The organism is Kribbella sp. VKM Ac-2566 (assembly GCF_004366005.1).
GTDB lineage: Bacteria > Actinomycetota > Actinomycetes > Propionibacteriales > Kribbellaceae > Kribbella > Kribbella pratensis.
In genome coordinates this window covers 646,004-667,797 of sequence record NZ_SODT01000012.1, presented here as the reverse complement: position 1 = coordinate 667,797, position 21,794 = coordinate 646,004, and the positions used below count along the sequence as shown (strand labels likewise).

The window sequence follows — 21,794 nt, the reverse complement described above, 5'->3', positions numbered from 1 at the left end:
GGGAGAGGATGGCCGGCCATGGACGAGAACGAACTGCCGCGGGTGTTGCAGCAGCTCTGGGGGATCGAGGGGCGGAGCCGCCCGGGGCCGAAGCCGGCCTTCCACATCAGCGACATCGCGCGGGCCGCGATCAAACTGGCCGACGCGGGCGGTCTCGGCGCCGTCTCGATGAGCAAGGTGGCGGCCGAGCTCGGCTTCACCACGATGTCGCTCTACCGGTACGTCGACGCCAAGGACGACCTGTACGTCGTGATGCTCGAACACGCCTTCGCCGAGCCGCCGGTCCTGGACCCTGAGCTCGACTGGCGCGGCCGGATCACCGCGTGGGCCGAGGCGTTCCGCGACGCGCTCCGGCGGCACCCGTGGATTCTGCAGATCCCGATCCAGGAGCCGCCGCTGTCACCGAACCAGCTCGCGTGGATGGAGTCGGGTCTGGACGCGTTCGACGGCACGCCGCTCACGCCGCAGGACCGGCTGTCCGCGATGCTGCTGGTGAACATCTACGTCCGCGGTACGGCGCAACTCACCGCGAACATGCGCACCGAACCGGACGAGGTCCGTGAGGCCGACCGGCTCTACACCGAGCGCCTGACGATGCTCGCGACCCCGGACCGTTTCCCCGGGATCGCGGCCACCCTCGAGCAGCCCGTCGACGAGGGCTACGCCGGCGACTTCGACGCAGCCGAGTTCGGCTTCGGCCTGAACACCGTCCTCGACGGCATCCACACCCGCATCACCCGCCAAACCCCCTGACTCCGCGGCAACCGCATTTGCCTGGTTGACCAGGCACATCGGGGGTTCCTGACCGCTGATCAGGGTCCAGAACCCACCACTTGGTGGGTCAGCCAGGCAAATTGGTGGGTCAGCCAGGCAAATGCGGACCGGGTGGGTGGGTCAGACGTCGAGTTTGTCGGCGACGCCGCGGAGGACGGTGGCGACCTGGCGGGCGGACTTACTGTCGGGCTGGCGGCCGCGGCGGTAGCCCTCGCCGAGGCGGTCGAGGAGCTTGATCAGGTCCTCGATGACGACCTGCATGTCCTCGGGCTTCGGCCGCATCGCCTTCGCCACCGACGGCGGCGGGTCGATCAGCCGGACCTGGAGGGCCTGCTCGCCCTTGCGTCCCTCGACGACACCGAACTCGACCTTCTGGCCCGGCTTCAGGTTGGTGACACCCGACGGCAAGGCCTCGGCGCGGACGTACACGTCCCCGCCCTCCTCCTTGCTGAGGAATCCGAACCCCTTCTCGGAGTCATACCACTTCACCTTGCCAACGGGCACGGGAGACCTCTCTTTGAAACAAGCGCAGTAGACGTCAATCGTTCGGAACCAATCGAGCGCGAAGCGCGACTGAAAACCCAGCGTACGTGAACCGGCGCGGCGGCGCCTCCGGGAAACTACCTGATCGAGAAGACTTCCCGCACCCCTTACAAGTTCCGGTACTTTTCCGGCTCCGGCAGCCGCTCGTTCATCGATCCGGACCGGAACCCGCGCGGATCCACCCGCGCCGCCGGGAAACCTTCGGCCATGACCGCATTCACCAGCGACTCGTGGTCCACCTGGTCCAGCAGCGCGGCGTCGATCTCGATCGAGGCACTGTCCCCGAGGTCCCGGACCCGCACGTTCTGGACGCCGTACGACGCCAATCGCGAACGGACCGTCTGCTCGGCGCGATCGACGCGGGCGAGCAGGTTCGGGGTGATCCGGATGCCGTACGCGATCCGGCTGGACAGGCACGCCGCGGCCGGCTTGTCCGAGGTCTCGAGTCCCCAGCTGCGCGACGCCGTACGGATCTGGGCCTTGGTCAGCCGCGCGTCCTTCAGCGGGGTCAGCGCACCGCGCTCGAAGGCGGCCCGGATCCCCGGCCGGAAGCCGGCGATCGCGTCGTCCGCGTTCGTCCCGGTCGCGATCGCGGTGATTCCGAACTCGTCCGCGATCGGCTGCAGCGTCTCGACCAGCTCGGCCTTGCAGAAGTAGCACCGGGCGCCCGAGTTCGCCTGGTACCCCTCGCGCTCCATCTCGTGTGTGTGCGGCGTGACGTGGCGGACGCCGAGGGTGTCCGCGAACCGCGCCGCCGGCTCGAGCTCCGCGGCCGGCAGCGAAGGCGACACTGCCGTCGCCGCGACGACGTTCGCCGGGCCGATCGCCCGCGCCGCCGCCGCGAGCAGGAACGCCGAGTCGGCGCCGCCACTGAACGCGACCACCATCTTGTCGTACGTCGACAGCCGCCGCATGAGCGCTTCGAGCCGCTGCTCGAGCACGTACTCGTCGAGCCAGGCCGGGAACTCGGTCAGATCGTTCAGCACCACGTCGGCGCCGTACGCGCGCAACTCGTCCGCGGTGAACGGGCCGGTCGCGACCGACACCGCGAGCGCGCCGGCCGCATGCGCTCCGTCGATGTCAGCAGTGTGGTCGCCGACGTAGATCGTGGCCCGGTGCTCGCGCAGCGCCGTACCTTTCTCGGCGCCGTGCAGGTCGCCGACCGGCTCGTCGACGTCCAGGCCGAGGTGTTCGAGGTGCAGACGGACCGACGGGGTGTACTTCGCGGAGACGACCATCGTCCGCCCGCGCAATGCCCGAATCGCGGCCAGTGACTCGGCCACACCCGGCAGCGGCAGGCTGCCCGTGATCGCGTGCGACGGGTAGTGCTCGCGGTACCGCGCGACCATCGCCTCGACCTGCTCGGGCGGGAACCAGTTCGCCATCTCCCAGGTCAGCGGCGGCCCGAGCCGGCTCACCACCAGGTCGGTGTCGATCGGCACGCCGGTCTCCGCGGCCAGCAGGTCCCAGACGGCCTGGATCCCGGGCCGGGAGTCGATCAGCGTCATGTCCAGGTCGAACCCGACCACCAGTTCCGGGACGTCGGCGGTATCGGGAGTGGGCTGGATCGCGGCGGTTGACACGTCCCCAACCCTAACAAGCGCCTGACGGTCCGCATCCCGAAACGTCGCTTAAGTCCACTAAATCAGTTGGATTATGGGACATAACAACCGACCCGAGGGAGCACGCATGACCACGCAACTCGAAGCGCCGGAGATCACTGTCACCAAGGCCGGCGGGGCGATCGGCGCCGTGATCGGCAACGTCCAGCTCGACGGCGACCTGGCGCCGGAGACCGTCGCCGCGATCCGGCAGGCCCTGCTCGACCACAAGGTGATCTTCTTCCGCGACCAGCACCACCTCGACGACGCCGGCCAGCTCGCCTTCGCGAAGTTGCTCGGTACGCCGACACTCGCGCACCCGACCTCGAAGAGCCTCGACGGCGCCGCGAACGTCCTGCCGATCGACTCGGACTACAGCAAGGCGAACAGCTGGCACACCGACGTCACGTTCGTCGACCGGATCCCCGCGATCAGTCTGCTCCGTGCTGTCACGCTCCCGGCGTACGGCGGGAACACCACCTGGGCCAACACGGTCACGGCGTACGCGAAGCTGCCGCAGTCGCTGCAGGCGCTCGTCGATCGCCTGTGGGCGGTGCACAGCAACAAGTACGACTACGCCGGGCATGCCGACGAAGGGCGTATCGGCGGTGTGGACGTGAAGGTCGAGGAGCACCGCAAACAGTTCGAGTCGAAGGTGTTCGAGACCGAGCACCCGGTGGTCCGCGTCCATCCCGAGACGGGCGAGCGCGCGCTCGTGCTCGGTCATTTCGTACGCCGGTTCGTCGGACTGAGCAGCACCGAGACGACCGCGCTGTTCCAGCTCCTGCAGAACCGGGTCACGAACCTCGACAACACCGTCCGCTGGCAGTGGCAGCCGGGCGACCTGGCGATCTGGGACAACCGCGCGACGCAGCACTACGGCGTCGCCGACTACGACGACCTCCCCCGCCGGCTGCACCGGATCACGCTCGCCGGCGACGTACCCGTCAGCGTGGACGGCGTCCGCAGTACGCCGCGGACGGGCGACGCCTCGCACTTCTCCGCACTTGACAACTGAAGACACGATGTCCGAGCACTTGACATCCGGAGCCGTTTTGTAAACCCTCATCCGCATGGACTCGTTTGCCGATCGAACCAAGCGCCGGCTGCGTGACGAGTTGCTGGACGCTGCACAGGACGCCATCGAAACAGGTGGGTACGACGGACTTCGGATGGCCGAGGTGGCTCGTCGTACCGGGGTGTCCCGGCAGACCGTCTACAACGAGTTCGGCGACAAGTGGGGCGTACTGGAGGCCGTCGCGGCACGCGAGACCGAACGGTTCCTGCTGGATGTGAACGCGGCGCTCGCCGAGCAGTCCGATCCGATCGACGGTCTCCGGGCCGCGGTCGAGCGGGCGCTCACGCTCGCCGGGGAGAACCCGCTGATCAAGGCGGCGCTGAGCCAGCCGGGATCCGACCAAGCCAGCCAGCTGCTGACAACACGGGGGCAGCAGGTGCTGGAGCTGGCACAGCTACGGCTGGATGCCCATGTCAGGGAGCACTGGCCGGAGGTGCCGGCGGAGGACGCGACCAGCTGCGTCGACGTCGCCTTGCGCGTCGTCATCAGCCACATCGTCACCCCGGGCCCTCCCCCGGCGGTGGTGGCGGCGCAGTTGGCTCGCGTCCTCTCGCCCTTCTTAGCCGAGTCACGGAGGTTGCACGTATGAACGAGCTGCACAGACAGGGCTTCACCTCGCTCCGGGCCGGTGGGCTGAACTGGGACGCGTTGCCGCTGCGGCTGTTCGACAAGGGCAACCGCAAGTTCTGGAACCCGCGCGACATCGACTTCAGCCAGGACGCCAAGGACTGGCAGGAGCTGGGCGACAACGACAAGGACAATGCGTTGATGCTCTGCTCGCAGTTCATCGCGGGCGAGGAGGCGGTGACCGAGGACCTGCAGCCGTTCCTGCGGGCGATGGCCGCCGAGGGGCGCTTCGGCGACGAGATGTACCTGACCCAGTTCTGCTTCGAGGAGGCCAAGCACACCGCGGTCTTCCGGCTCTGGCTGGACGCCGTCGGCGTCACCGAGGACCTGCACCGGTACGTCGAGAACAACCCGGGCTACCGCGCGATCTTCTACGAGGCGCTGCCCGTCGCGCTCAAGTCGCTCGCCGACGACCCGTCACCGGCCAACCAGGTCCGCGCGTCGGTGACCTACAACCACGTGGTGGAAGGAACTCTGGCCCTCACCGGATACCACGCGTGGAACCTGCTCTGTACGGCGCGCGGCGTCCTGCCCGGGATGCAGGAGCTGATCCGCCGGATCGGCGACGACGAGCGCCGGCACATGGCGTGGGGCACCTTCACCTGCCGCCGGCACGTCGCCGGTGACGCGTCGAACTGGAAGGTCGTCACCGACACGATGGAGGAGCTCCTCCCGCACGCGCTGACCCAGATCCAGTGGGCGATGGACAACTCCCCCGAGCTCCCGCCGGAGATCAACCCGACCGCGTTGATGACGTACGCCGGCGATCGCGCCACCCGCCGGCTCGGCGCGATCGAGTCGGCCGTCGGCGCGGACGTGGCCGGGATCGACCTCGACTACTCCCCCGAGAAGCTCGAGGACGACTTCGGCGACGAAGACTCAGCCGCGCTGGCGGCGGTTCGCTAGCAGAACAACGAGCGCTGCCGTCGCCAGTACTGCGGGAAGCCAGGTGACCGTCGTCGTACCGAGATGGTCGGCGACCTGGCCGCCGGTGAAGGCGCCTAGTGCGATCGATCCGTTGTAAATGCCCACCAGCACGGCGGACGATGATTCGGGGGCACTGGGCGCCGCCGCGTGTCCCCACGCCTGGGTGCTGACACTAGTTCCGCCGTACGCGAGGCCCCAGATCACCAATAGGACAAGGGATCCGGCGAGGGTGGCGCCGAGGACGGGCATGGCCAGCGCTGTCAGGGCGATGCCTCCGGCGATGACGGTGAGAGCGCGGGTCGGGCGGAGGGCACCGGTGAGGAAGTTGCCGATGACACCGGCCACGCCGTACGCGAGGAGCAGCGTGCCGATCAGCGCCGGGCCGGTGTGCGGCTCGAGGAGCGGGCGAACATAGGTGTACGCCGCGAAGTGGCCGGTCACGATCAGCGCGACGAGGACCAGCCCTACGCGCACCTGCTTGATCTGCAGCACTTCCCGTACGTCGGCCAGCCGGACTGCACGCTCCGGGGGCAGGGTGGGCAGGAAGGTGCTGAGAGCAACAGTTAGTCCGAGGGCGAGCAGTCCGACGCCGGCGAAGGCCCAGCGCCAACCGACGAGTTCACCGACGTACGCACCGGCCGGAATCCCTAGCACGGAGGCGATTCCGATGCCGCTGAAGATGAGTGAGGTGGCCGGTCCGGCGGCGTGTTCGGGTACGACGCGGCGCGCGAGGCTGACCGTGAAGAGCCAGACGCCGCCGATCGAGATGCCCATCAGGACGCGGGCTGCGAGGAAGACCGGATAGACCGGGGCTGTTGCGGCGATGAACGCGGCGACGGCGAGCAGGACCATCAGACCGCTGAGGACTGTTCTGCGGTCGAGCTTGCCGAGCAGCAACGGGAGGACAGGTGAGGCGACTGCCGACACGATGCCTGTGACGGTGAGGCTCAGGCCGGCGGTGCCTTCGGTGATGTGGAGAGTGTCGCTCATCGGGGTGAGCAGGCCGACCGGGAGCATCTCGGCGGTGACCACGGTGAAGACCGTGGCGGCCATGGTCACGGACGCGGCCCAGGCCCGCGCGTCGGTGGCCGACTGGTCGACGCAGATCGTTGTCATATCACCAGTGAGCCGTCGCAAGGTGGTGCGGAACAACGGCGATGTGGTCATGCTTGTATTAGCTGAGCTAATCGATGATCGTGGAGTCATGGCTGTCGAGATCCGCGAACTGGAGTGTTTCCTGGTGTTGTCCGAGGAACTGCACTTCGGACGTACCGCGGAACGGCTCTACCTCTCGCAGAGCCGGGTCAGCCAAATGCTGCAGTCGCTGGAGCGGCGGATCGGCGGGCCGTTGTTCGAGCGGACGAGCCGTCGGGTCGCGCTGACGCCGTTGGGCAAGGAGTTCCTGACGTCATTGCGGCCCGCGTACGCCGCTCTGGAGCGGGTGGTCGAGGACGCCCGCGAGTTCGCGGCCTGTGTGAAGGGCAAGCTGCGGATCGGGTTCCAGGGGTCCGCGAACGACGACATGCTCCGAGCGGTGTCGGCGTTCCAGGCGCGTAATCCGAACTGCCTGATCGACGTCTGCGAGCTCCCGCTGAACGATCCGTTCGGGGCGCTCCGTCGCGGCACCGTCGACGCGGCCGTCGTACTGCTGCCGGTCGCCGAAGACGATCTGGTCGTGGGTCCGGTCTTCTCGCGCCACCCGCAAACCCTCGCGGTGTGCAAGCGGCACCGGCTCGCCGACCGGGCCTCGATCGACGCCGAGGACCTGGCCGGCGAGACCCTGATCGCCTTCTCCGGCCCGGCGCCCGGCTACTGGCGCCAGGCCCAGGCGCCCATCCAGACACCCAGCGGCGCGCTCATCCACCGTGGCCCCGACGTCGCCACCTTGCAGGAAGGCCTGTCGCTGATCGCCGCCAACCGCGGCGCGATGCTCGTCTGCCAACCCACCGCCGCCCTCAACGGCCGGGCCGGCATCGTCACGGTCCCCCTGACCGGCCTCCCCGACTCCGCCCTCGCCCTCGTCTGGCGCCGCGGCGAACAGACCGCCTCCGTCAAGGCCTTCGCCGAACACCTGAAGGCCTAACGACAGGAGGTGTCGGTCGGCTGGGTAGTGCACCTGAGCGGGAATCCGGTTGTGCGTACGGTGTCTCGCCGGTGCACTACCTGTCCTTGCGCACCTCGGTGTCGGCTGCGGTGATCAGGCGGCCGTCGGCGGCGTGTACTTCGAGTGGTCGGAGGGGCTGCTGATCGCGGCGGTCCAAGAGTTGTGAGTGCGGCTCGCCGGCCTCGAAGGCGAAGGCCTCACCCCACTGGCGCAAGGCCACGATCACCGGGAAGAGCGCCTCACCCTTGGCGGTCAGGACGTACTCGTGCCGGGCGCCGGCCGGGACGGTCTCGAGAATGCCGTTGTCGACCAGAGATCGCAGGCGTGCGCTGAGGATGTTCTTCGCGACACCGAGGCTGCGCTGGAAGTCACCGAACCGGCGGCTGCCGTCGAACGCGTCGCGCACGATCAGCAGCGACCACCAGTCGCCGACCACATCCACCGACCGCGCCACCGGGCAGCTCTCACCGTCGAACCTGGTCCGCTTGACCATCCCGCACCTCCTGGTTGCAACATGCTACCAACTCCTCTTACGGTGGCAACATGCAACCAAAACTCCTGGCGGTGGCAGCCGGCGTCGCGGTCGCCACCGTGTACTTCGCCCAGCCGCTCCTCGTCACGATGGGAAGCGACCTCGGCATCGCGCCCGGGACGGTCGGCGTCGTCGTCACCGTGACGCAAGTCGGCTACGGCCTCGGTCTGTTCTTCCTCGTACCGCTGGGCGATCTGCTCGACCGTCGGCGACTCGTCCAGGTCCAGTTCCTGCTGCTGGCGGTTGCGCTGCTCACCACTGCTCTGGCCAGGAACGCCGCGATGTTGATGATCGGACTCGGCGCCGTCGGCGCACTCGCCGTCGTCGCGCAGTCCCTGGTCGTGCTCGGCGCCGCGCCGAGCGATCCGGCCGAGCGCGGCCGGACGGTCGGCACCATCACCACCGGCATCGTGCTCGGCATCCTCCTGGCCCGCACCGCGTCCGGCATCCTCACGGACCTCCTTGGCTGGCGAGCCATCTACCTGATCGCATGCGCCGCCTCCCTTGCAATCACAATGTTCTTCGTCCGGTCTGCCCCACAGCCCAGGGTTCGGTTGACGTACGGCGAACTACTGCGGTCGACCGTTGATCTCTGGCGCGAGCGACTGTTCCGCGAGAGCGCGATCCGCGCATTCTTCATCTTCGCGTCGTTCTCCACGCTCTGGAGCTCGATCGCCCTGCCGCTGTCCGAGCGTTCGTTGTCCCACACCGAGATCGGTGCGTTCGGCCTGATCGGCGCGGCGGGCGCACTCGCAGCCGGTCCGGCCGGCCGACTCGCGGATCGTGGCTACGGGCGAGTCGTGACAACAGCAGCTTCGGTGCTGTTGGCAACGAGTTGGGCGGTCACGGCCTGGACGCCGAGATCCCTGGTGGCGTTGGCGATCGGCACGATCCTGCTCGACCTCGCCGTACAGGCCGTGCACGTCACCAACCAGAGCCGGATCTACCCGCTCCGGCCGGAGGCGGGCGGCCGGATCATCGGCGGCTACATGATCTTCTACTCACTCGGCAGCGGCACCGGCGCGATCGCGTCCACCATGCTCTACGAACACGCCGGCTGGACCGGCGTCTGCCTCCTCGGCACAGCCTTCGGACTGGGCTCGGTCCTGACAACGCTCAGCCGAGCACCGCGAGGGGTCACAGGCCCAGGAGTTCGACGGACTTCTCGCGCATCTCGACCTTGCGGATCTTGCCGGTGACGGTCATCGGGAAGTCGTCGACGAGCAGGACGTAGCGCGGGATCTTGAAGTGCGCGAGTTTCCCGGTGGCGAAGGTCCTGATCGCTTCCGCGTCGAGCGGATCCGCGCCGGGCTTGAGTTTGATCCAGGCGCAGAGTTCCTCGCCGTACTTCTCGTCGGGGACGCCAATGACCTGGACGTCGGCGATCGACGGGTGCGTGTAGAGGAACTCCTCGATCTCCCGCGGGTACACGTTCTCGCCGCCACGGATGACCATGTCCTTGATCCGGCCGACGATGTTCACGTACCCGTCCTCGCGCATCGTCGCGAGATCCCCCGTGTGCATCCAGCGCGCCTCGTCGATCGCCTCGGCGGTCTTGTCCGGCTCGTCCCAGTACCCGAGCATCACGGAGTACCCGCGGGTGCACAGCTCGCCGGGCTCACCGCGTTCGACAACCAGCCCGGTAGCCGGGTCGACGAGCTTCACCTCGACGTGCGGCATCACGCGGCCGACGGTCGACGTACGGCGGTCCAGGTCGTCGTCCCGCCTCGTCTGCGTGGACACCGGCGATGTCTCGGTCATGCCGTAGCAGATCGCGACCTCGGCCATGTGCATGTCCGCGACGCAGCGCTTCATCACCTCGATCGGGCACGGCGATCCCGCCATCACACCGGTCCGCAACGACGTCAGGTCGTAGTCCGCGAAGTCCGGCAGGCCGAGTTCGGCGATGAACATCGTCGGTACGCCGTACAGCCCGGTGCATCGTTCGTCCTGGACGGCTTTGAGCGTCGCGGCCGGGTCGAACGCCGGCCCCGGGATCACCATGCACGCGCCGTGCGTGGTGCAGCCGAGGTTGCCCATCACCATGCCGAAGCAGTGGTAGAACGGCACCGGGATACACAGGCGATCCTCGGCGGTGAACGCGATCGTCTCGGTGACGAAGAAGCCGTTGTTCAGGATGTTGTGGTGGCTGAGGGTCGCACCCTTCGGGAATCCCGTCGTACCGCTGGTGTACTGGATGTTGATCGGGTCGTCGAAGGACAGCTCCGCCTCGCGGGCGTGCAGCTCGTCGACAGGGATCCGCGAAGCGTCGTCGCGCAGGGCGTCCCAGTCGCCGGTGCCGAGGTAGATCGTCTCCTCGAGGGCGGCGAGGTCAGGCTTCACTTCCTCGACCATCGACCGGTAGTCGCTTGTTTTGAAGGCGGTTGCGCTGATCAGCAGCCGGACGCCGGACTGGTTCAGCGCGTAGGCGAGCTCGTGCGTGCGGTATGCCGGGTTGATGTTCACCAGGATCGCGCCCATCAGCGCGGTGGCGTACTGCGTGATCGTCCATTCGGCCTGGTTCGGGGCCCAGATGCCGACCCGATCACCCTTCGCGATCCCGCGGGCCATCAGCCCCCGCGCGACCAGTTCGACCTCGGCGCCGAACTCGTCGTACGTCCAGCGCCGCCCGGTCTGCACCTCCACGAGCGCCTCACGGTCGCCGTGCGTGCTGATCGTGCGTCTCAGGTTCGCGCCGATCGTCTCACCCAGCAACGGAACCTCGGACACCCCGGACGCATACGACGGCAGGCTCATGCTTGCCATATTCACGCCGCCCAGATACCTCCGCAAGTCCGCCGGGCCAGCTAACTAAGTTCTGAAAAGCGGGCATATGCCTGATAAAGTGGGCATAGGAGGTGGTGCAGATGCAGTTCCCTGAGCCGATGTCGAGCGTCGTTCCTGGGTTACACGGCCGGGTTCTCGGCGTCCTCGCGCGAACCGACCGGCCGTTGACCGGTCGCGCGGTAGCCGGGTTACTGAGGGCACCGGCCAGCCCGAGCGGCGTCCAGAAGGTGCTGGATGATCTGGTGAGCAACGGCGTCGTGCTTGCAGAGCCGGCCGGCCGGGCACGCCTCTACACCCTCAACCGGGATCACGTGGCATACCAAGCGATCGATCAACTCGCACGGCTGCGGGAGTTGCTGCTCGAACGCATCAAGGTAGAGGCCAAGACGTGGGCCGTACCGGCGAAGGCGATCTGGCTCTTCGGCTCGACCGCGCGCGGACAGGGTGGGTCGGACAGCGATCTCGACCTCCTGATCGTCAGGTCTGACGACGTCGACGATTCGGATCCTCGCTGGCTCGAGCAGGTCGAAACCCTGTCCGCACACGCAACCCTCTGGTCCGGCAACTCGTGCGAGGTCGTCGAATACAGCGCCCAGGAGGTGCAGGACCTGATCAGCCACGGCGAGCGCCTGGTGACCGAGCTGCGGAGGGACGCCGTACCTATTGCCGGCAGCACACCCCGCCAAGTCCTCAACCGGAAGGCCGGCTAGTGCCCGCACTCGACGACGCCCGGGCACACCTGGCGAAGGCCAGGGAGTTTCTGGAGGCCGCCGAGCTGAACAACGATCTCCAGCTCTACAACGCCGCAGCATCGAACGCCGTCACCTCCGGCATCAACTCCAAGGACGCGATCTGTCTTGCGCTGACCGGCCAGGCTCGCAAGTCCGACAACCACGCGGAGGCGGTTGTGGAGTTGAAGAGGGCTGGGGCAGCGGGCCGAGACAGCAGTACGACGCTGTCCCGGTTGCTGAAACTGAAGTCGAAGTCGCAGTACCAGGCGAGCTCGGTGTCGGCGGCCGACGCGGCGAAGAGCATCGACTGGGCGGCTCGTCGATGCTGCAGTGTGAGATGCCCAGGTGACTTGCGGGTGATGCCAGACTGGCGGTTATGGACACAGGGGTGAGTGTTGTCGGGTCAGGGCAGGTCAGTGGTACGCCGGATATTCTGCGTGTCACGTTCGGCGTCGAGCAGGTCGCTCCGGATGTCGCGGCCGCTGTGGCGACGGTCGGCGAGCGTACGGACGCGGTGATTGCGGCGCTGCGGGCGCAGGGGGTCGAGGAGTCGCAGCTGGGCACGAGTTCGGTGAGCGTGTTCCAGGAGTACCGGGAGCCTGGCTCGGACGCGGCGTACCGGGCGTCGCACACGGTCCTGGTGGAGACGAAGGACCTGACCGGCTTCGGCGCGCTGCTGAACGCCGCCGTGGATGCTGTCGGCAACAGTCTCGCGCTGCACGGGCTGCAGTTCGACATCGAGGACAAGTCCGAGCTGCTGGTCCAGGCCCGGGAGCTGGCGTTCCAGCAGGCCAAGACGAAGGCCGCGCACCTGGCCGGCCTGGCCGGGTTCTCCCTCGGCTCGGTGACCGCGATCTCCGAGAACCACGGCCACGCGCCGCTCGGGCTGGAGAGCCGGCGGCTGTCGGCGTCCAAGGCGTACGACTCGGCCATCAACATCGTGCCCGACGACCAGAACGTCGTCGTCTCTCTCCAGGTGCACTTCGCCTGGGCGTAACGCGCGTCTCAAATCGAGCACAGGGCTTGCGTTGTCGGCGGCGTCGTACAGACTGCTCTCATGTATGCACCGGCGCCGCTCCGGCGGCAACTGAGTCGGTCCGGGCTGTTACTGCTCGGACCGGCGTTCGTCGCCGCCGTGGCGTACGTCGATCCGGGCAACTTCGCCACCAACATCGCCGCCGGCGCGACGTACGGCTACCTGCTGTGCTGGGTGGTCGTCGGCGCCAACCTGATGGCCGTCCTGGTGCAGTATCTGGCCGCCAAGGCCAGCATCGCGACCGGCCGGACCCTGCCCCAGCTGTGCCGTGACCACTTCCGCCGATCGACCTCGACCGGGCTGTGGGCGCAGGCCGAGGTGGTGGCGATCGCGACCGACCTGGCCGAGGTCGTCGGCGGCGCGATCGCGCTGAATCTGCTGTTCGGCGTCCCGCTGCTGATCGGCGGCGTGATCACCGGCATCGTCTCGTTCGGGCTGCTCATCTACCAGTCGAAGCGCGGCCAACGACCGTTCGAGGCCGCAATCATCGGCCTGCTCGCCGTCGTACTCATCGGCTTCGTCGTCTCCACGGCCAAATCGGACCCATCGGCGAGCGGCGTGGTCGGCGGCCTCGTGCCGCGGCTGGACGGCACCGATTCACTCGTGCTCGCGGCCGGAATGCTCGGCGCGACCGTGATGCCGCACGCGATCTGGCTGCACGGTGCACTGGTCACCGACCGGCACTGGAAGACCATCCGCTCCGAGCTCGGCAAATCGCGCGTCCTGCGGGCCACCCGGGTCGACGTTGCGGTCGCGATGGCGCTCGCCGGAGCGGTCAACCTGGCGATGGTCGTGCTGGCCGCGGCCGCACTGAAGGGCAGCGGCGCCGACTCCCTCGACGCCGCCCACCTCGCGATCGGCGACCGGCTCGGCCAGCTACCGGCCCTGCTGTTCGCGCTCGCGCTCCTGGCCAGCGGCTTCGCGTCCTCCTCGGTCGGGACATACGCCGGTTCGGTGATCCTGGACGGCTTCTGGAAACGCCACGTCCCACTCCCGGTCCGGCGGCTGATCACCCTGATCCCCGCCCTGCTGATCCTTGCGATCGGCATCGACCCGAGCCGCGCGCTGGTGGTTTCCCAGGTCGTGCTGAGCTTCGGCATCCCCTGCGCACTGTGGCCGCTGGTGAGATTGACCGCTTCCCGGCGCGTCATGGGCGACCTCGTCAACCGGAAGGCGACTACTCTCGCCGCATGCCTGGTAGCCACCGCCGTCACGGCCCTCAACGTCGTACTGATCGTGCTGACCGTGCGGGGATGACGTGACCCGGGTGTACGCCGTGAGCGACATCCACGGCCACCTGGAGAAACTGACGGCCGCACTGCACGCCGCCGGTCTCACCGATGCCGACGGCAACTGGACCGCCGGCGAGGACACCCGGCTGTGGTTCCTCGGCGACTTCTTCGACCGCGGCCCGGACGGCATCGGCGTACTGCGGTACGTCCGCGGCCTGATCGACCAGGCGCCGGACGGCGCGATCCGGATGCTGCTCGGCAACCATGAGATCCTCGCGCTCGGGATGTACAAGTTCGGCGACACGTTCGTCCCGCACGACGGCATCACGCTGCGCAGCTTCGAGCGTTCGTGGGCCCTGAACGGCGGCCAGGACCGCGACCAGGAGCTGCTCACCGACGACGACGTCGCCTGGCTGCTCGACCAGCCGCTGCTCGGACTGGACGCCGACCAGTTGCTGATGCACTCGGACACCGCCGAGTACGTCGAGTGGGGCGACACGATCGACCAGATCAACTCCACGGCCGCGGCCGAGCTGCACTCCGACGACATCGAGGTGTGGTGGGAGATCTGGCGCCGGACGACGTCGCGGTACGCGTTCCGCGGCCCGAGCGGTCCGGACGTCGCCCGGATCCTCCTGCAGCACCTCGGCGGCCGCCGGATCGTGCACGGCCACAGCATCGTCGCCGACCAACTCGGCATCGACCCGCAGTTCCTCACCGGCCCGCACCTGTACGCCGACGGCCTCGCCCTGGGCATCGACGGCGGCGCCTTCGACGGCGGCCCGTGCCTAGTGGTCGAGCTCACCGCGGAGTGACTCGACAACCACATCCAGGCAGGACCGGAACGATCGCTTTCCGCCGGCGTCGATCCACCGGCTGAACGCGTTCTGGAGCACCGCCGAGCCGACCTGCGCCATCAGCGCGGCGTCCTCCGCCGGCAGCCCGCGTTCCTCCAGCCCTTCGCGGAGCGCCGCGGTGACGGATGCGAGCTTGGTCCGCTCGCGCTCCTGCAGCTCGGGGCTCGCGGCGATCACGGCACGACGTACGTCGGTGTCCTCGGCCATGTCCGCGAGCAACTCACCGATTGCGACGGCGGTCTGCAGTACGGCGGGCCACGGTGCAACCGAGGGGTCGACGGCGCGGATCGCCTCGGTCACGGCCGCGGGCAGGCGTTGCGAACCCGCGAACAGAACCTCGCGCTTGTCCGGGAAGTAGCGGAAGTACGAGCGCCGGGTCAGGCCGGCGTGCTCGGCGATCTGGTTGACGGTCACCGCGTCGTACCCGTGCTCGGCGTACAGCTCGAGGGCGGCCTTGCGCAGCCGCTGCTCGGCTCCGGGGTCCCATCGCGCCATGCCCGGAGTCTAGCAAGAGTGATGTCTCAGAGTGTTATCGTTGCTGATGACACTCTGAGACATCACTTCCCAGGAGGCTCGACATGATCTGGATTCTTGGCGCGACCGGGCGGACCGGGCGCGAGATCGCGGCCCAGGTCGCGGCGCGCGGCGGTACGCCGGTACTGGTCGGACGCAACGCCGAACGGCTCCACAAGACCGCCGCCGAGCTGGGTCTGGCCGGCGTCGAGGTGATCGAGACCGATCAGCCGGCCGCCGAGATCGCCCGCCGCCGGCCGGCCGTGGTGGTGAACACGATCGGCGGGTACGCCGAGACCGCCGTGCCGATCGCGCGGGCGTGCCTCCCCGGCGGGCACTACGTTGACCTGGCCAACGATCTGGTCGCGATGCCGCGGCTGCTGGCGCTGCACGACGACGCCGTCGCCGCGGGCAGCACGTTCGTGACAGGTGCCGGGTTCGGGGTGCTGGGAACCGAGGCGGTGGTCGCTCACCTGTGTACGGATCGACCGACACCGAGCCACGTGCAGGTGGACGCTCTGCCGTCCGTGGCGATCGACGGCGGACTGCTCGGCGAGGCGCTGGCGCGGTCGATCATCTCCGGGCTGACCACTGGCGGGCTCCGCTACGAGGGTGGTCGGATGGTCCCGGCGCGACTGGGAGCCGATCCGCGCGAGCACTCGCTGCCAGATGGTCAGACGGCGAAGTCCGCCGGGGCTGCCACCGGCGAACTGCTGGCGGCGCAGCTGTCGAGTGGTGCGCCGGCTGTTGTCGCGACGTCCGCGTTGATTCCGGGTTCACGCGTCGTACGGGTGTTGCTGCCGGTGGCCGGGGCGTTGCTGAAGATCGCGCCGCTACAGCGGTTCGCCGTACGACGGCTGGCGGCGGTCGAGGCGAAGCCCGCGCCACGTCCGCGTGAGCACACCTGGGGACACGCGGTCGTGTCCTGGGCCGACGGGACGACGCGGGAGGGCTGGCTGCGTACCGGGGACGCGATGGACTTCACCGCGAGCGTCGCAGCGGAAACCGCCGTACGGCTGGCTCGTGGCGAAGGCCGGCCCGGCGCGTACACACCAGCCCGCGCCCTCGGCCCCGAACTCGCAGAGGCCGCTGGTGGAACTATTTCAGTCTGCTGATCATGCCCGATCCGGGAATGGCGCCGGCTCGGGCGGGGTTGTCAGCGGTTATGGCGGAGAAGACTGTGAAGATTCCTGGACCGGACCACCCGATCACCGTGGGAAAGAACCCGGACCGTGTGGTCGTGAAGGTCGGCGACCAGGTCATCGCGGACACGCGGGACGCGCTGTCGCTGCAGGAGGCGAGCTATCCGGCGGTGCAGTACATCCCGCGGGACGACATCGACCTCACGTTGCTCGAGCGTACCGAGCACCAGACCTACTGCCCGTACAAGGGTGACGCGTCGTACTACAGCCTCCTCCCGGCCGGGGCGGACGGCGTGAACGCGGTCTGGACGTACGAGCAGCCGTACGACGCGGTCGCCGACATCCGCGACCACGTCGCCTTCTACCCCGACAAGGTGTCGATCGAGATCATCGCCTGAATCACCGGGGCGAGGAGTTCCGGCGGTACGACGTGAGTCTGGTCGGGTAGTTCTGTGAGTGTCGCGTTCGGCAGGATCGGAACGATGCGGTGGGCGGCGTCGATCATGAACGGCGCGGTCGCCGTCCCGGCGATGACGAGAGTCGGCGGTTTGATCGCTCGGAGCGTTTCGGCCGGGGTGGTGCCTTCGTGGCCCATGACGGCGAAGTCGTAGGCGAGCGTCGGCGCCAGGTCGGCGAGGCCCGGGGTAGCGGCAAACTGCAACGCCTCGGGTTTGGGCACGCCTGTCATCAGCAGGAACAGCTCGACCGCCTCCCGGTTCTGGCCGTTCCGGATCAGTTCGAGCACCTTCTCACCGTCGTCCGACGGGTCCACGTCGTCCGGTCCGTACGGCGGCTCGTGCAGCACGACCTTGGTGAACGGCAGCCTGCTCGCTGCGATCGCCGCCAGTCCCGCACCGGACGAGTGCCCGTAGAGAGCCGCCGTACCGCCGACGGCTGTGAGTAGCGCGGCGATGTCGTCCACCTCGCGCAGGACGTCGTACGGCGGGTTGTCGCCGGAGTCACCGCGTCCGCGGCGGTCGTACGTCACCACGTCGAAGTGGTTCGCCAGCTCGTCGGCCAGCGGCCGGAGCGCGTGCCGATCGCACAGCGCTCCCCCGACCAGGATCAGCGGGTGTCCGCTGCCCAGCCGGTCGTAGGCGATCGTCGTACCGTCCGCGGACGTGACTTTCTCCATCTGCTGCTCCTCTGTCGTCGTAGCTGACGTACAGGACGTCGGAGCCGTTCGGGACGCTTCGACATATCTGGTGGCGCGTGGACTTTCTGGGTGGTTCACTGCTTCGCGATGATCACCAGAGTCGATGACTACCTGCACAGGGTCCCGTTGTCCGGTTCGGTTGCCGAACAGGTCGGACCGTTCACTCTGTTCCGCAGTACGACGGTTTGGCCGTACTACGCGCGCCCTGTGCCCGGCTCGGGGGTGACGATCGAGCCGACTGACATCGAGCTGGTACGCGCGCGGTGTGCCGAGCTGGAGATCCCGCTGAGCTTCGAGTGGGTCGTAGAGACCTGTCCCTCGTTGGGCGACGCTGCGGCGGCTGCTGGCCTCAACGTGGTCCAGCACCCGTTGCTGGTGCTGGAGCGCGCGGACTTCCGGCCTGTCACGGCTGATGCCCGCTGCGAGATCCTCTCCGCTGACGAGGAGGTGGTCCGGCAGGCGCGTGCAGTTGCGGGACTCGCGTTCAGCGAGCCGGGTACGGGCATCGGCAAGGCTGGACCGGCCGAGAGAGATGCAGCGGCTGCCGCGATGTCGGCCGACACGGTTTTGGCGCTGCAGAGCAGGGTTCTCCGCGGCGTGGCTGTAACTGCCGGTGCGTTCACCGACGACGGCATGGTGGCCAGCGGGACTCACCAGCCGGTCGACTCCACCACGGAGATCGTCGGCGTCGGCACGCTGCCTTCCATGCGTCGCCGCGGCCTTGCAGCCGCTGTGACCTCGGCTTTGGTCGAGCACGCACTGGACAACGGCGTGGACCTGGTGCTGCTGTCCGCCGAGTCGGACGCGGTCGCAGCGGTCTACGAACGCGTCGGCTTTCACCGGATCGGACACGCCGGAGCAGCTGAGTGACTGGGAGTCCTAGCACCCGCCTCGTCGTACTGCGCGGGAACTCGGGCTCCGGCAAGTCCACCACGGCCCGGACGCTGCGTGAACGTCTGGGCCGCGGCACGGCGTGGGTCGAGCAGGACTACGTCCGCAGGATCCTGCTCCGCGAGTACGACCTCCCGGGTGGCGTGAACATCGGACTCATCGATCTGAACGTCCGCTACGCCCTCGACCACGGGTACGACGTGGTGCTCGAGGGCATCATGGACGCCGGCCGGTACGGCGACATGCTGCGGCGGCTCACGGTCGACCACCGCGGGACGACACTGCACTACTACTTCGACATCCCGTTCGCGGAGACCGTCGTACGGCACAGCACCCGGGACCTGCCCGGTGTGGAGCCGGACATGATGAAGGACTGGTACCGGGAGCACGACGTACTCGACGGAATCGAGCAGACCATCATCGGTCCGGACTGTGCACTGGACGAGACCGTCGCGAAGATCCTGACCGACCTTGGCGAGGATCCCGTACCGTTGTAGGGATGAGCACGACCGAGCCGACCCGCCCCCGTACCCTCGCCGAGGCGTTGCGGGGCTGGGACGACGCCGCACTCGGTGAACTGCTGCGACGGCGACCTGACCTGGCGTTGCCGATTCCCGCGGACACCGGGCAGTTGGCTGCGCGGGTGACGAGCAACGCGTCGGCTGCGCGTGCCATCAACCGGCTGGACGAGTTCGGTGTGGATCTGCTGGAGGCGCTGTCCGCGCTGCCGGAGCCGGTGAACGTGGAGTTGCTGTCGCAGGGGGTCGGCCAGCCAGAGGAGGTGGTCCGGCCGCGGGTGACTGAGCTGCTGGAGCTCGCTCTGGTCTGGGGTACCGAGGACGACCTGCGGCCGATCCGTGCGGTGCACGAGCTGCTTGGACCAACACCGGCTGGGCTCGGTCCGATCACCACGCGGCATTTCGGCGATCTGGATCAGTTGATCGACGACGCCGGTCCGGACGCGCGCGCCGTACTCGACAAGCTCACCTGGGGTCCGCCGACCGGTTCGGTGGAGAAGGCCGACCGGCCGGTGACGATCGCGTCGGCCCGGACGCCGGTAGAGCGGTTGCTGGCGCGCGGTCTCGTCGTACCCAAGGATGCGAACACGGTCGTGCTGCCGCGGCAGATCGGTCTGCACCTGCGGGGTGGGCGGGTGCTGGCGTCGACCCGACCGGTGCCTCCGCCGCTGGCCGGTAAGAAGGTGTCGGCCGCTATCGCTGACCGGGCTGCCGCTGGTGCTGCGCTCGACTTGGTGCGGCTGGTTGACCGGGCCCTGGAGCAGTTGGGGACCGAGCCACCGCCAGTGCTGCGCACAGGTGGCATTGGTGTCCGTGAGGTGCGCAGTCTGGCCGCAAAGATCGGTGCGGAAGAGCAGACCGCTGCAGCGGTGCTGGAGATGGCGTACGCCGCGGGGCTCGTTGCCGCGGTGGAGGTCGGGACCAGTGAGATGTGGCTGCCGACCAGTGCGTATGACGACTGGCTGGAGCTGGACCTGGCGCATCGGTGGGCTCAGCTCGTCATGGCGTGGTTCTCCGGCCTCAGGGCGATCGGACTGATCGGGCGGCGGGACAGCACCGGTAGTACTGCGGCTGCGCGTGAGCGACTGATCAACGCGTTGGCACCGGACCTGGAGCGGTTGCTGGCACCAGAGATCCGGGTGCTGGCGTTGCAGGCACTGGCCGAGGCTGGTGCGGGTACTGCGCCGGCTCCGGAGACTGTGGTGATGTGGGTGGCTTGGCATCGTCCACGGCGCGGTGGGCAGTTCCGGGACGACCTGGTCGAGTGGAGCGTGTCTGAGGCCGCACTGCTCGGGTTGACGGGCCTGGGGGCGCTGGCGGCACATGCGAAGCCGTTGCTGGGACCGGAGCCGACAGCTGACGAGCTTGCCGAGGCGATCAGTCCACTGATGCCAGAGCCGGTGTCTGAGGTGCTGCTGCAGGCTGACCTCACGGCGGTGGCTCCTGGGCCTTTGGTGCGGACCGTGCAGGACGAGCTGTCGGCCATGGCGGACGTGGAGTCCGACGGCGGCGCCGGCGTCTACCGGTTCAGTGAGAGCTCCGTACGGCGTGCATTCGACCTCGGACGTACTGCGGAGCAGTTGCACGCGTGGTTGGCGGAGCATTCACGTACGCCGGTGCCTCAGCCGTTGACGTACCTGGTCGACGACGTTGCACGACGGCACGGCGTACTGCGGCTGGGGACCGCGTCGACGTACCTGCGGTGTGATGACGAGAACGTACTGACCCAGCTGCTCAACTCGAACCTGCCTGGTGTGCGGTTCCGTCGGTTGGCGCCGACCGTGGTGGTGTCGCCGTCACCGCCGGACATGGTGCTCAGTCGGTTGCGGGACGCCGGGTTGGCTCCGCTGGCGGAGACGTTCGACGGTGCGCTGCATGTGACCGGTGCGCCGCGGCGTGGCGAGGCGCCGCGGCGACGTACCAGCCGGGACTTCAACGAGAGCGCGTTCGACCTGACCGACGACCAGGTGAAGGCGGTCATCGAGAAGGTCCGCGCCGGCGACCGGATCGCCGCGGAACGCCCCGGCGACGACGGCCTGATCTCACCCGCCGCCCCCGCCGAGACCATCGCCGTCCTCACCAACGCCGCCGAGGCGCACACCCGCACCTGGATCGTCTACGTCGACCACAACGGCCACTCCTCCGAACGCATCGTAGAACCCGTCCGAGTAGCCGACGGCTGGCTGACCGCCTACGACGAAACCACCGAAACCCCCCGAACCTACGCCCTCCACCGAATCTCCACAGCCCGCCCAGTCGACTGACCCTCGCGGACTGTCAGGCCAGCCGGGTCAGCAGGTCGGCGACCACCGCCTGCCAGGCCTCGTAGTCAGCCGGCTCGGCGTCCTGCCACAGGTCGACCAGCTCGGACTCCCCAGCACGTACTCGTTCCGCCGCAGCTCGCGCCAGCTCCTGCAGCGCCGCCACCTCAGGGTGTCGCGCGACCCACTCCAGGCCGGCCTCGCTGTACGGGTTCGCCGGCAACCCTCGACCCACCGAGGCGGCGACCAGCTCCGCCGCAGCCAGCGCCTCGGATCCTGGCCCACTCTCCAGGTACTCGTCGGCGGGCAGCCCGGCTACCTCGCGCAACAGCTCCTCGACCTGTTCCGCCGTACCGCCGTCGGCCAGATTTCCCACCCAGTCAGCAGCGACATCATTGCCGAACACCGACTCGTCCCAAGCACCCATAGCCGCGCAATCTACAGCGCCGCGGTTGGTTGTTGGGTCAGTCAGGCACAATGGAGG

The 21,794-nt window shown here is 68.3% G+C and carries 24 protein-coding genes; 16 read left to right on the top strand and 8 right to left on the bottom strand.

Translation table 11 applies throughout. The features are described from left to right. Positions 1-18: 18 nt before the first annotated feature. The gene (locus EV647_RS30340; protein ID WP_134008959.1) at positions 19-753 is read left to right on the top strand and encodes a TetR/AcrR family transcriptional regulator; all 735 of its coding nucleotides are present in this window, start codon (positions 19-21) and stop codon (positions 751-753) included. 141 nt (positions 754-894) lie between these two features. Here EV647_RS30340 and EV647_RS30335 read toward each other — a convergent pair whose 3' ends face one another. After that, on the bottom strand, positions 895-1,278 hold the full coding sequence (locus EV647_RS30335) for a cold-shock protein (protein ID WP_130384459.1): 384 nt from the start codon (positions 1,276-1,278) through the stop codon (positions 895-897). 146 nt (positions 1,279-1,424) lie between these two features. Next, complete coding sequence (gene larE / locus EV647_RS30330; RefSeq protein WP_202876356.1) at positions 1,425-2,900, bottom strand: ATP-dependent sacrificial sulfur transferase LarE; 1,476 nt, start codon at positions 2,898-2,900, stop codon at positions 1,425-1,427. Between the two features lie 106 nt (positions 2,901-3,006). Here larE and EV647_RS30325 point away from each other — a divergent pair, with 106 nt between their 5' ends. The 3 genes from EV647_RS30325 to EV647_RS30315 are packed head-to-tail and all read left to right on the top strand — an operon-like array spanning position 3,007 to position 5,529. Next, positions 3,007-3,936, top strand: a complete 930-nt coding sequence (locus EV647_RS30325) for a TauD/TfdA family dioxygenase (RefSeq protein WP_134008957.1) — start codon at positions 3,007-3,009, stop codon at positions 3,934-3,936. 55 nt (positions 3,937-3,991) lie between these two features. Beyond that, positions 3,992-4,585 (top strand): TetR family transcriptional regulator, encoded by a 594-nt coding sequence (locus tag EV647_RS30320; RefSeq protein ID WP_134008955.1) that lies wholly within the window; start codon positions 3,992-3,994, stop codon positions 4,583-4,585. Beyond that, on the top strand, positions 4,582-5,529 hold the full coding sequence (locus EV647_RS30315; RefSeq protein ID WP_134008953.1) for a R2-like ligand-binding oxidase: 948 nt from the start codon (positions 4,582-4,584) through the stop codon (positions 5,527-5,529). The genes EV647_RS30320 and EV647_RS30315 overlap by 4 nt, the downstream gene beginning before the upstream one ends. Here EV647_RS30315 and EV647_RS30310 read toward each other — a convergent pair. Further along, a complete protein-coding gene (locus EV647_RS30310; protein ID WP_134008951.1) occupies positions 5,503-6,666 on the bottom strand; it encodes an MFS transporter in 1,164 nt (387 codons plus the stop codon). The two genes, EV647_RS30315 and EV647_RS30310, sit on opposite strands and share 27 nt — an antisense overlap. Positions 6,667-6,754: 88 nt before the next feature. Between EV647_RS30310 and EV647_RS30305 the strand changes: the two genes are divergently transcribed. Next, positions 6,755-7,633 (top strand): LysR family transcriptional regulator, encoded by an 879-nt coding sequence (locus EV647_RS30305; protein WP_202876355.1) that lies wholly within the window; start codon positions 6,755-6,757, stop codon positions 7,631-7,633. Positions 7,634-7,709: 76 nt separating this feature from the next. On the opposite strand, the gene EV647_RS30300 is transcribed toward EV647_RS30305, so the two are convergent. After that, complete coding sequence (locus EV647_RS30300; protein WP_134008949.1) at positions 7,710-8,147, bottom strand: helix-turn-helix domain-containing protein; 438 nt, start codon at positions 8,145-8,147, stop codon at positions 7,710-7,712. A gap of 50 nt (positions 8,148-8,197) precedes the next feature. Here EV647_RS30300 and EV647_RS30295 point away from each other — a divergent pair, with 50 nt between their 5' ends. Beyond that, a complete protein-coding gene (locus tag EV647_RS30295) occupies positions 8,198-9,385 on the top strand; it encodes an MFS transporter (RefSeq protein ID WP_134008947.1) in 1,188 nt (395 codons plus the stop codon). Here EV647_RS30295 and EV647_RS30290 read toward each other — a convergent pair. Continuing rightward, positions 9,324-10,943, bottom strand: coding sequence for an AMP-binding protein (locus tag EV647_RS30290; RefSeq protein ID WP_238177459.1), 1,620 nt, complete (start codon positions 10,941-10,943; stop codon positions 9,324-9,326). The genes EV647_RS30295 and EV647_RS30290 overlap by 62 nt on opposite strands. A gap of 110 nt (positions 10,944-11,053) precedes the next feature. Between EV647_RS30290 and EV647_RS30285 the strand changes: the two genes are divergently transcribed. The 5 genes from EV647_RS30285 to EV647_RS30265 are packed head-to-tail and all read left to right on the top strand — an operon-like array spanning position 11,054 to position 14,787. Then, positions 11,054-11,683 (top strand): nucleotidyltransferase domain-containing protein, encoded by a 630-nt coding sequence (locus EV647_RS30285; RefSeq protein ID WP_134008943.1) that lies wholly within the window; start codon positions 11,054-11,056, stop codon positions 11,681-11,683. After that, positions 11,683-12,096 carry a hypothetical protein gene (locus tag EV647_RS30280; protein ID WP_202871186.1) on the top strand — a complete coding sequence of 138 codons (414 nt, stop codon included), beginning with the start codon at positions 11,683-11,685 and terminating at the stop codon, positions 12,094-12,096. The genes EV647_RS30285 and EV647_RS30280 overlap by 1 nt, the downstream gene beginning before the upstream one ends. Then, the gene (locus EV647_RS30275; RefSeq protein WP_134008941.1) at positions 12,081-12,701 is read left to right on the top strand and encodes an SIMPL domain-containing protein; all 621 of its coding nucleotides are present in this window, start codon (positions 12,081-12,083) and stop codon (positions 12,699-12,701) included. Before EV647_RS30280 ends, EV647_RS30275 begins: the two co-directional genes overlap by 16 nt. Positions 12,702-12,761: 60 nt before the next feature. Further along, entirely contained in the window at positions 12,762-13,997 is a 1,236-nt protein-coding gene (locus EV647_RS30270) for an Nramp family divalent metal transporter (RefSeq protein ID WP_134008939.1), read from the top strand. A gap of 19 nt (positions 13,998-14,016) precedes the next feature. After that, positions 14,017-14,787, top strand: a complete 771-nt coding sequence (locus EV647_RS30265; RefSeq protein ID WP_238177458.1) for a metallophosphoesterase — start codon at positions 14,017-14,019, stop codon at positions 14,785-14,787. On the opposite strand, the gene EV647_RS30260 is transcribed toward EV647_RS30265, so the two are convergent. Continuing rightward, positions 14,761-15,324, bottom strand: a complete 564-nt coding sequence (locus tag EV647_RS30260) for a TetR/AcrR family transcriptional regulator (protein ID WP_134008935.1) — start codon at positions 15,322-15,324, stop codon at positions 14,761-14,763. The genes EV647_RS30265 and EV647_RS30260 overlap by 27 nt on opposite strands. Positions 15,325-15,407: 83 nt before the next feature. Here EV647_RS30260 and EV647_RS30255 point away from each other — a divergent pair, with 83 nt between their 5' ends. Both EV647_RS30255 and EV647_RS30250 read left to right on the top strand, forming a co-directional pair. Beyond that, positions 15,408-16,457, top strand: coding sequence for a saccharopine dehydrogenase NADP-binding domain-containing protein (locus tag EV647_RS30255; RefSeq protein ID WP_134008933.1), 1,050 nt, complete (start codon positions 15,408-15,410; stop codon positions 16,455-16,457). Between the two features lie 65 nt (positions 16,458-16,522). Continuing rightward, complete coding sequence (locus EV647_RS30250) at positions 16,523-16,882, top strand: DUF427 domain-containing protein (RefSeq protein WP_238177457.1); 360 nt, start codon at positions 16,523-16,525, stop codon at positions 16,880-16,882. Here EV647_RS30250 and EV647_RS30245 read toward each other — a convergent pair. After that, positions 16,846-17,619 (bottom strand): alpha/beta fold hydrolase, encoded by a 774-nt coding sequence (locus EV647_RS30245; RefSeq protein ID WP_134008929.1) that lies wholly within the window; start codon positions 17,617-17,619, stop codon positions 16,846-16,848. The two genes, EV647_RS30250 and EV647_RS30245, sit on opposite strands and share 37 nt — an antisense overlap. A gap of 108 nt (positions 17,620-17,727) precedes the next feature. Between EV647_RS30245 and EV647_RS30240 the strand changes: the two genes are divergently transcribed. From EV647_RS30240 to EV647_RS30230, 3 genes are read left to right on the top strand one after another with little or no spacing between them, the layout of a single operon-like run. Continuing rightward, a complete protein-coding gene (locus tag EV647_RS30240) occupies positions 17,728-18,510 on the top strand; it encodes a GNAT family N-acetyltransferase (protein WP_134008927.1) in 783 nt (260 codons plus the stop codon). After that, a complete protein-coding gene (locus EV647_RS30235) occupies positions 18,507-19,028 on the top strand; it encodes a kinase (protein ID WP_134008925.1) in 522 nt (173 codons plus the stop codon). The genes EV647_RS30240 and EV647_RS30235 overlap by 4 nt, the downstream gene beginning before the upstream one ends. A 2-nt stretch (positions 19,029-19,030) precedes the next feature. After that, entirely contained in the window at positions 19,031-21,313 is a 2,283-nt protein-coding gene (locus tag EV647_RS30230; RefSeq protein ID WP_134008923.1) for a helicase-associated domain-containing protein, read from the top strand. A gap of 13 nt (positions 21,314-21,326) precedes the next feature. Here the strand turns inward: EV647_RS30230 and EV647_RS30225 are convergent, their stop codons facing one another. Further along, a complete protein-coding gene (locus EV647_RS30225) occupies positions 21,327-21,737 on the bottom strand; it encodes a DUF4259 domain-containing protein (RefSeq protein WP_166680038.1) in 411 nt (136 codons plus the stop codon). Positions 21,738-21,794: the final 57 nt, after the last annotated feature.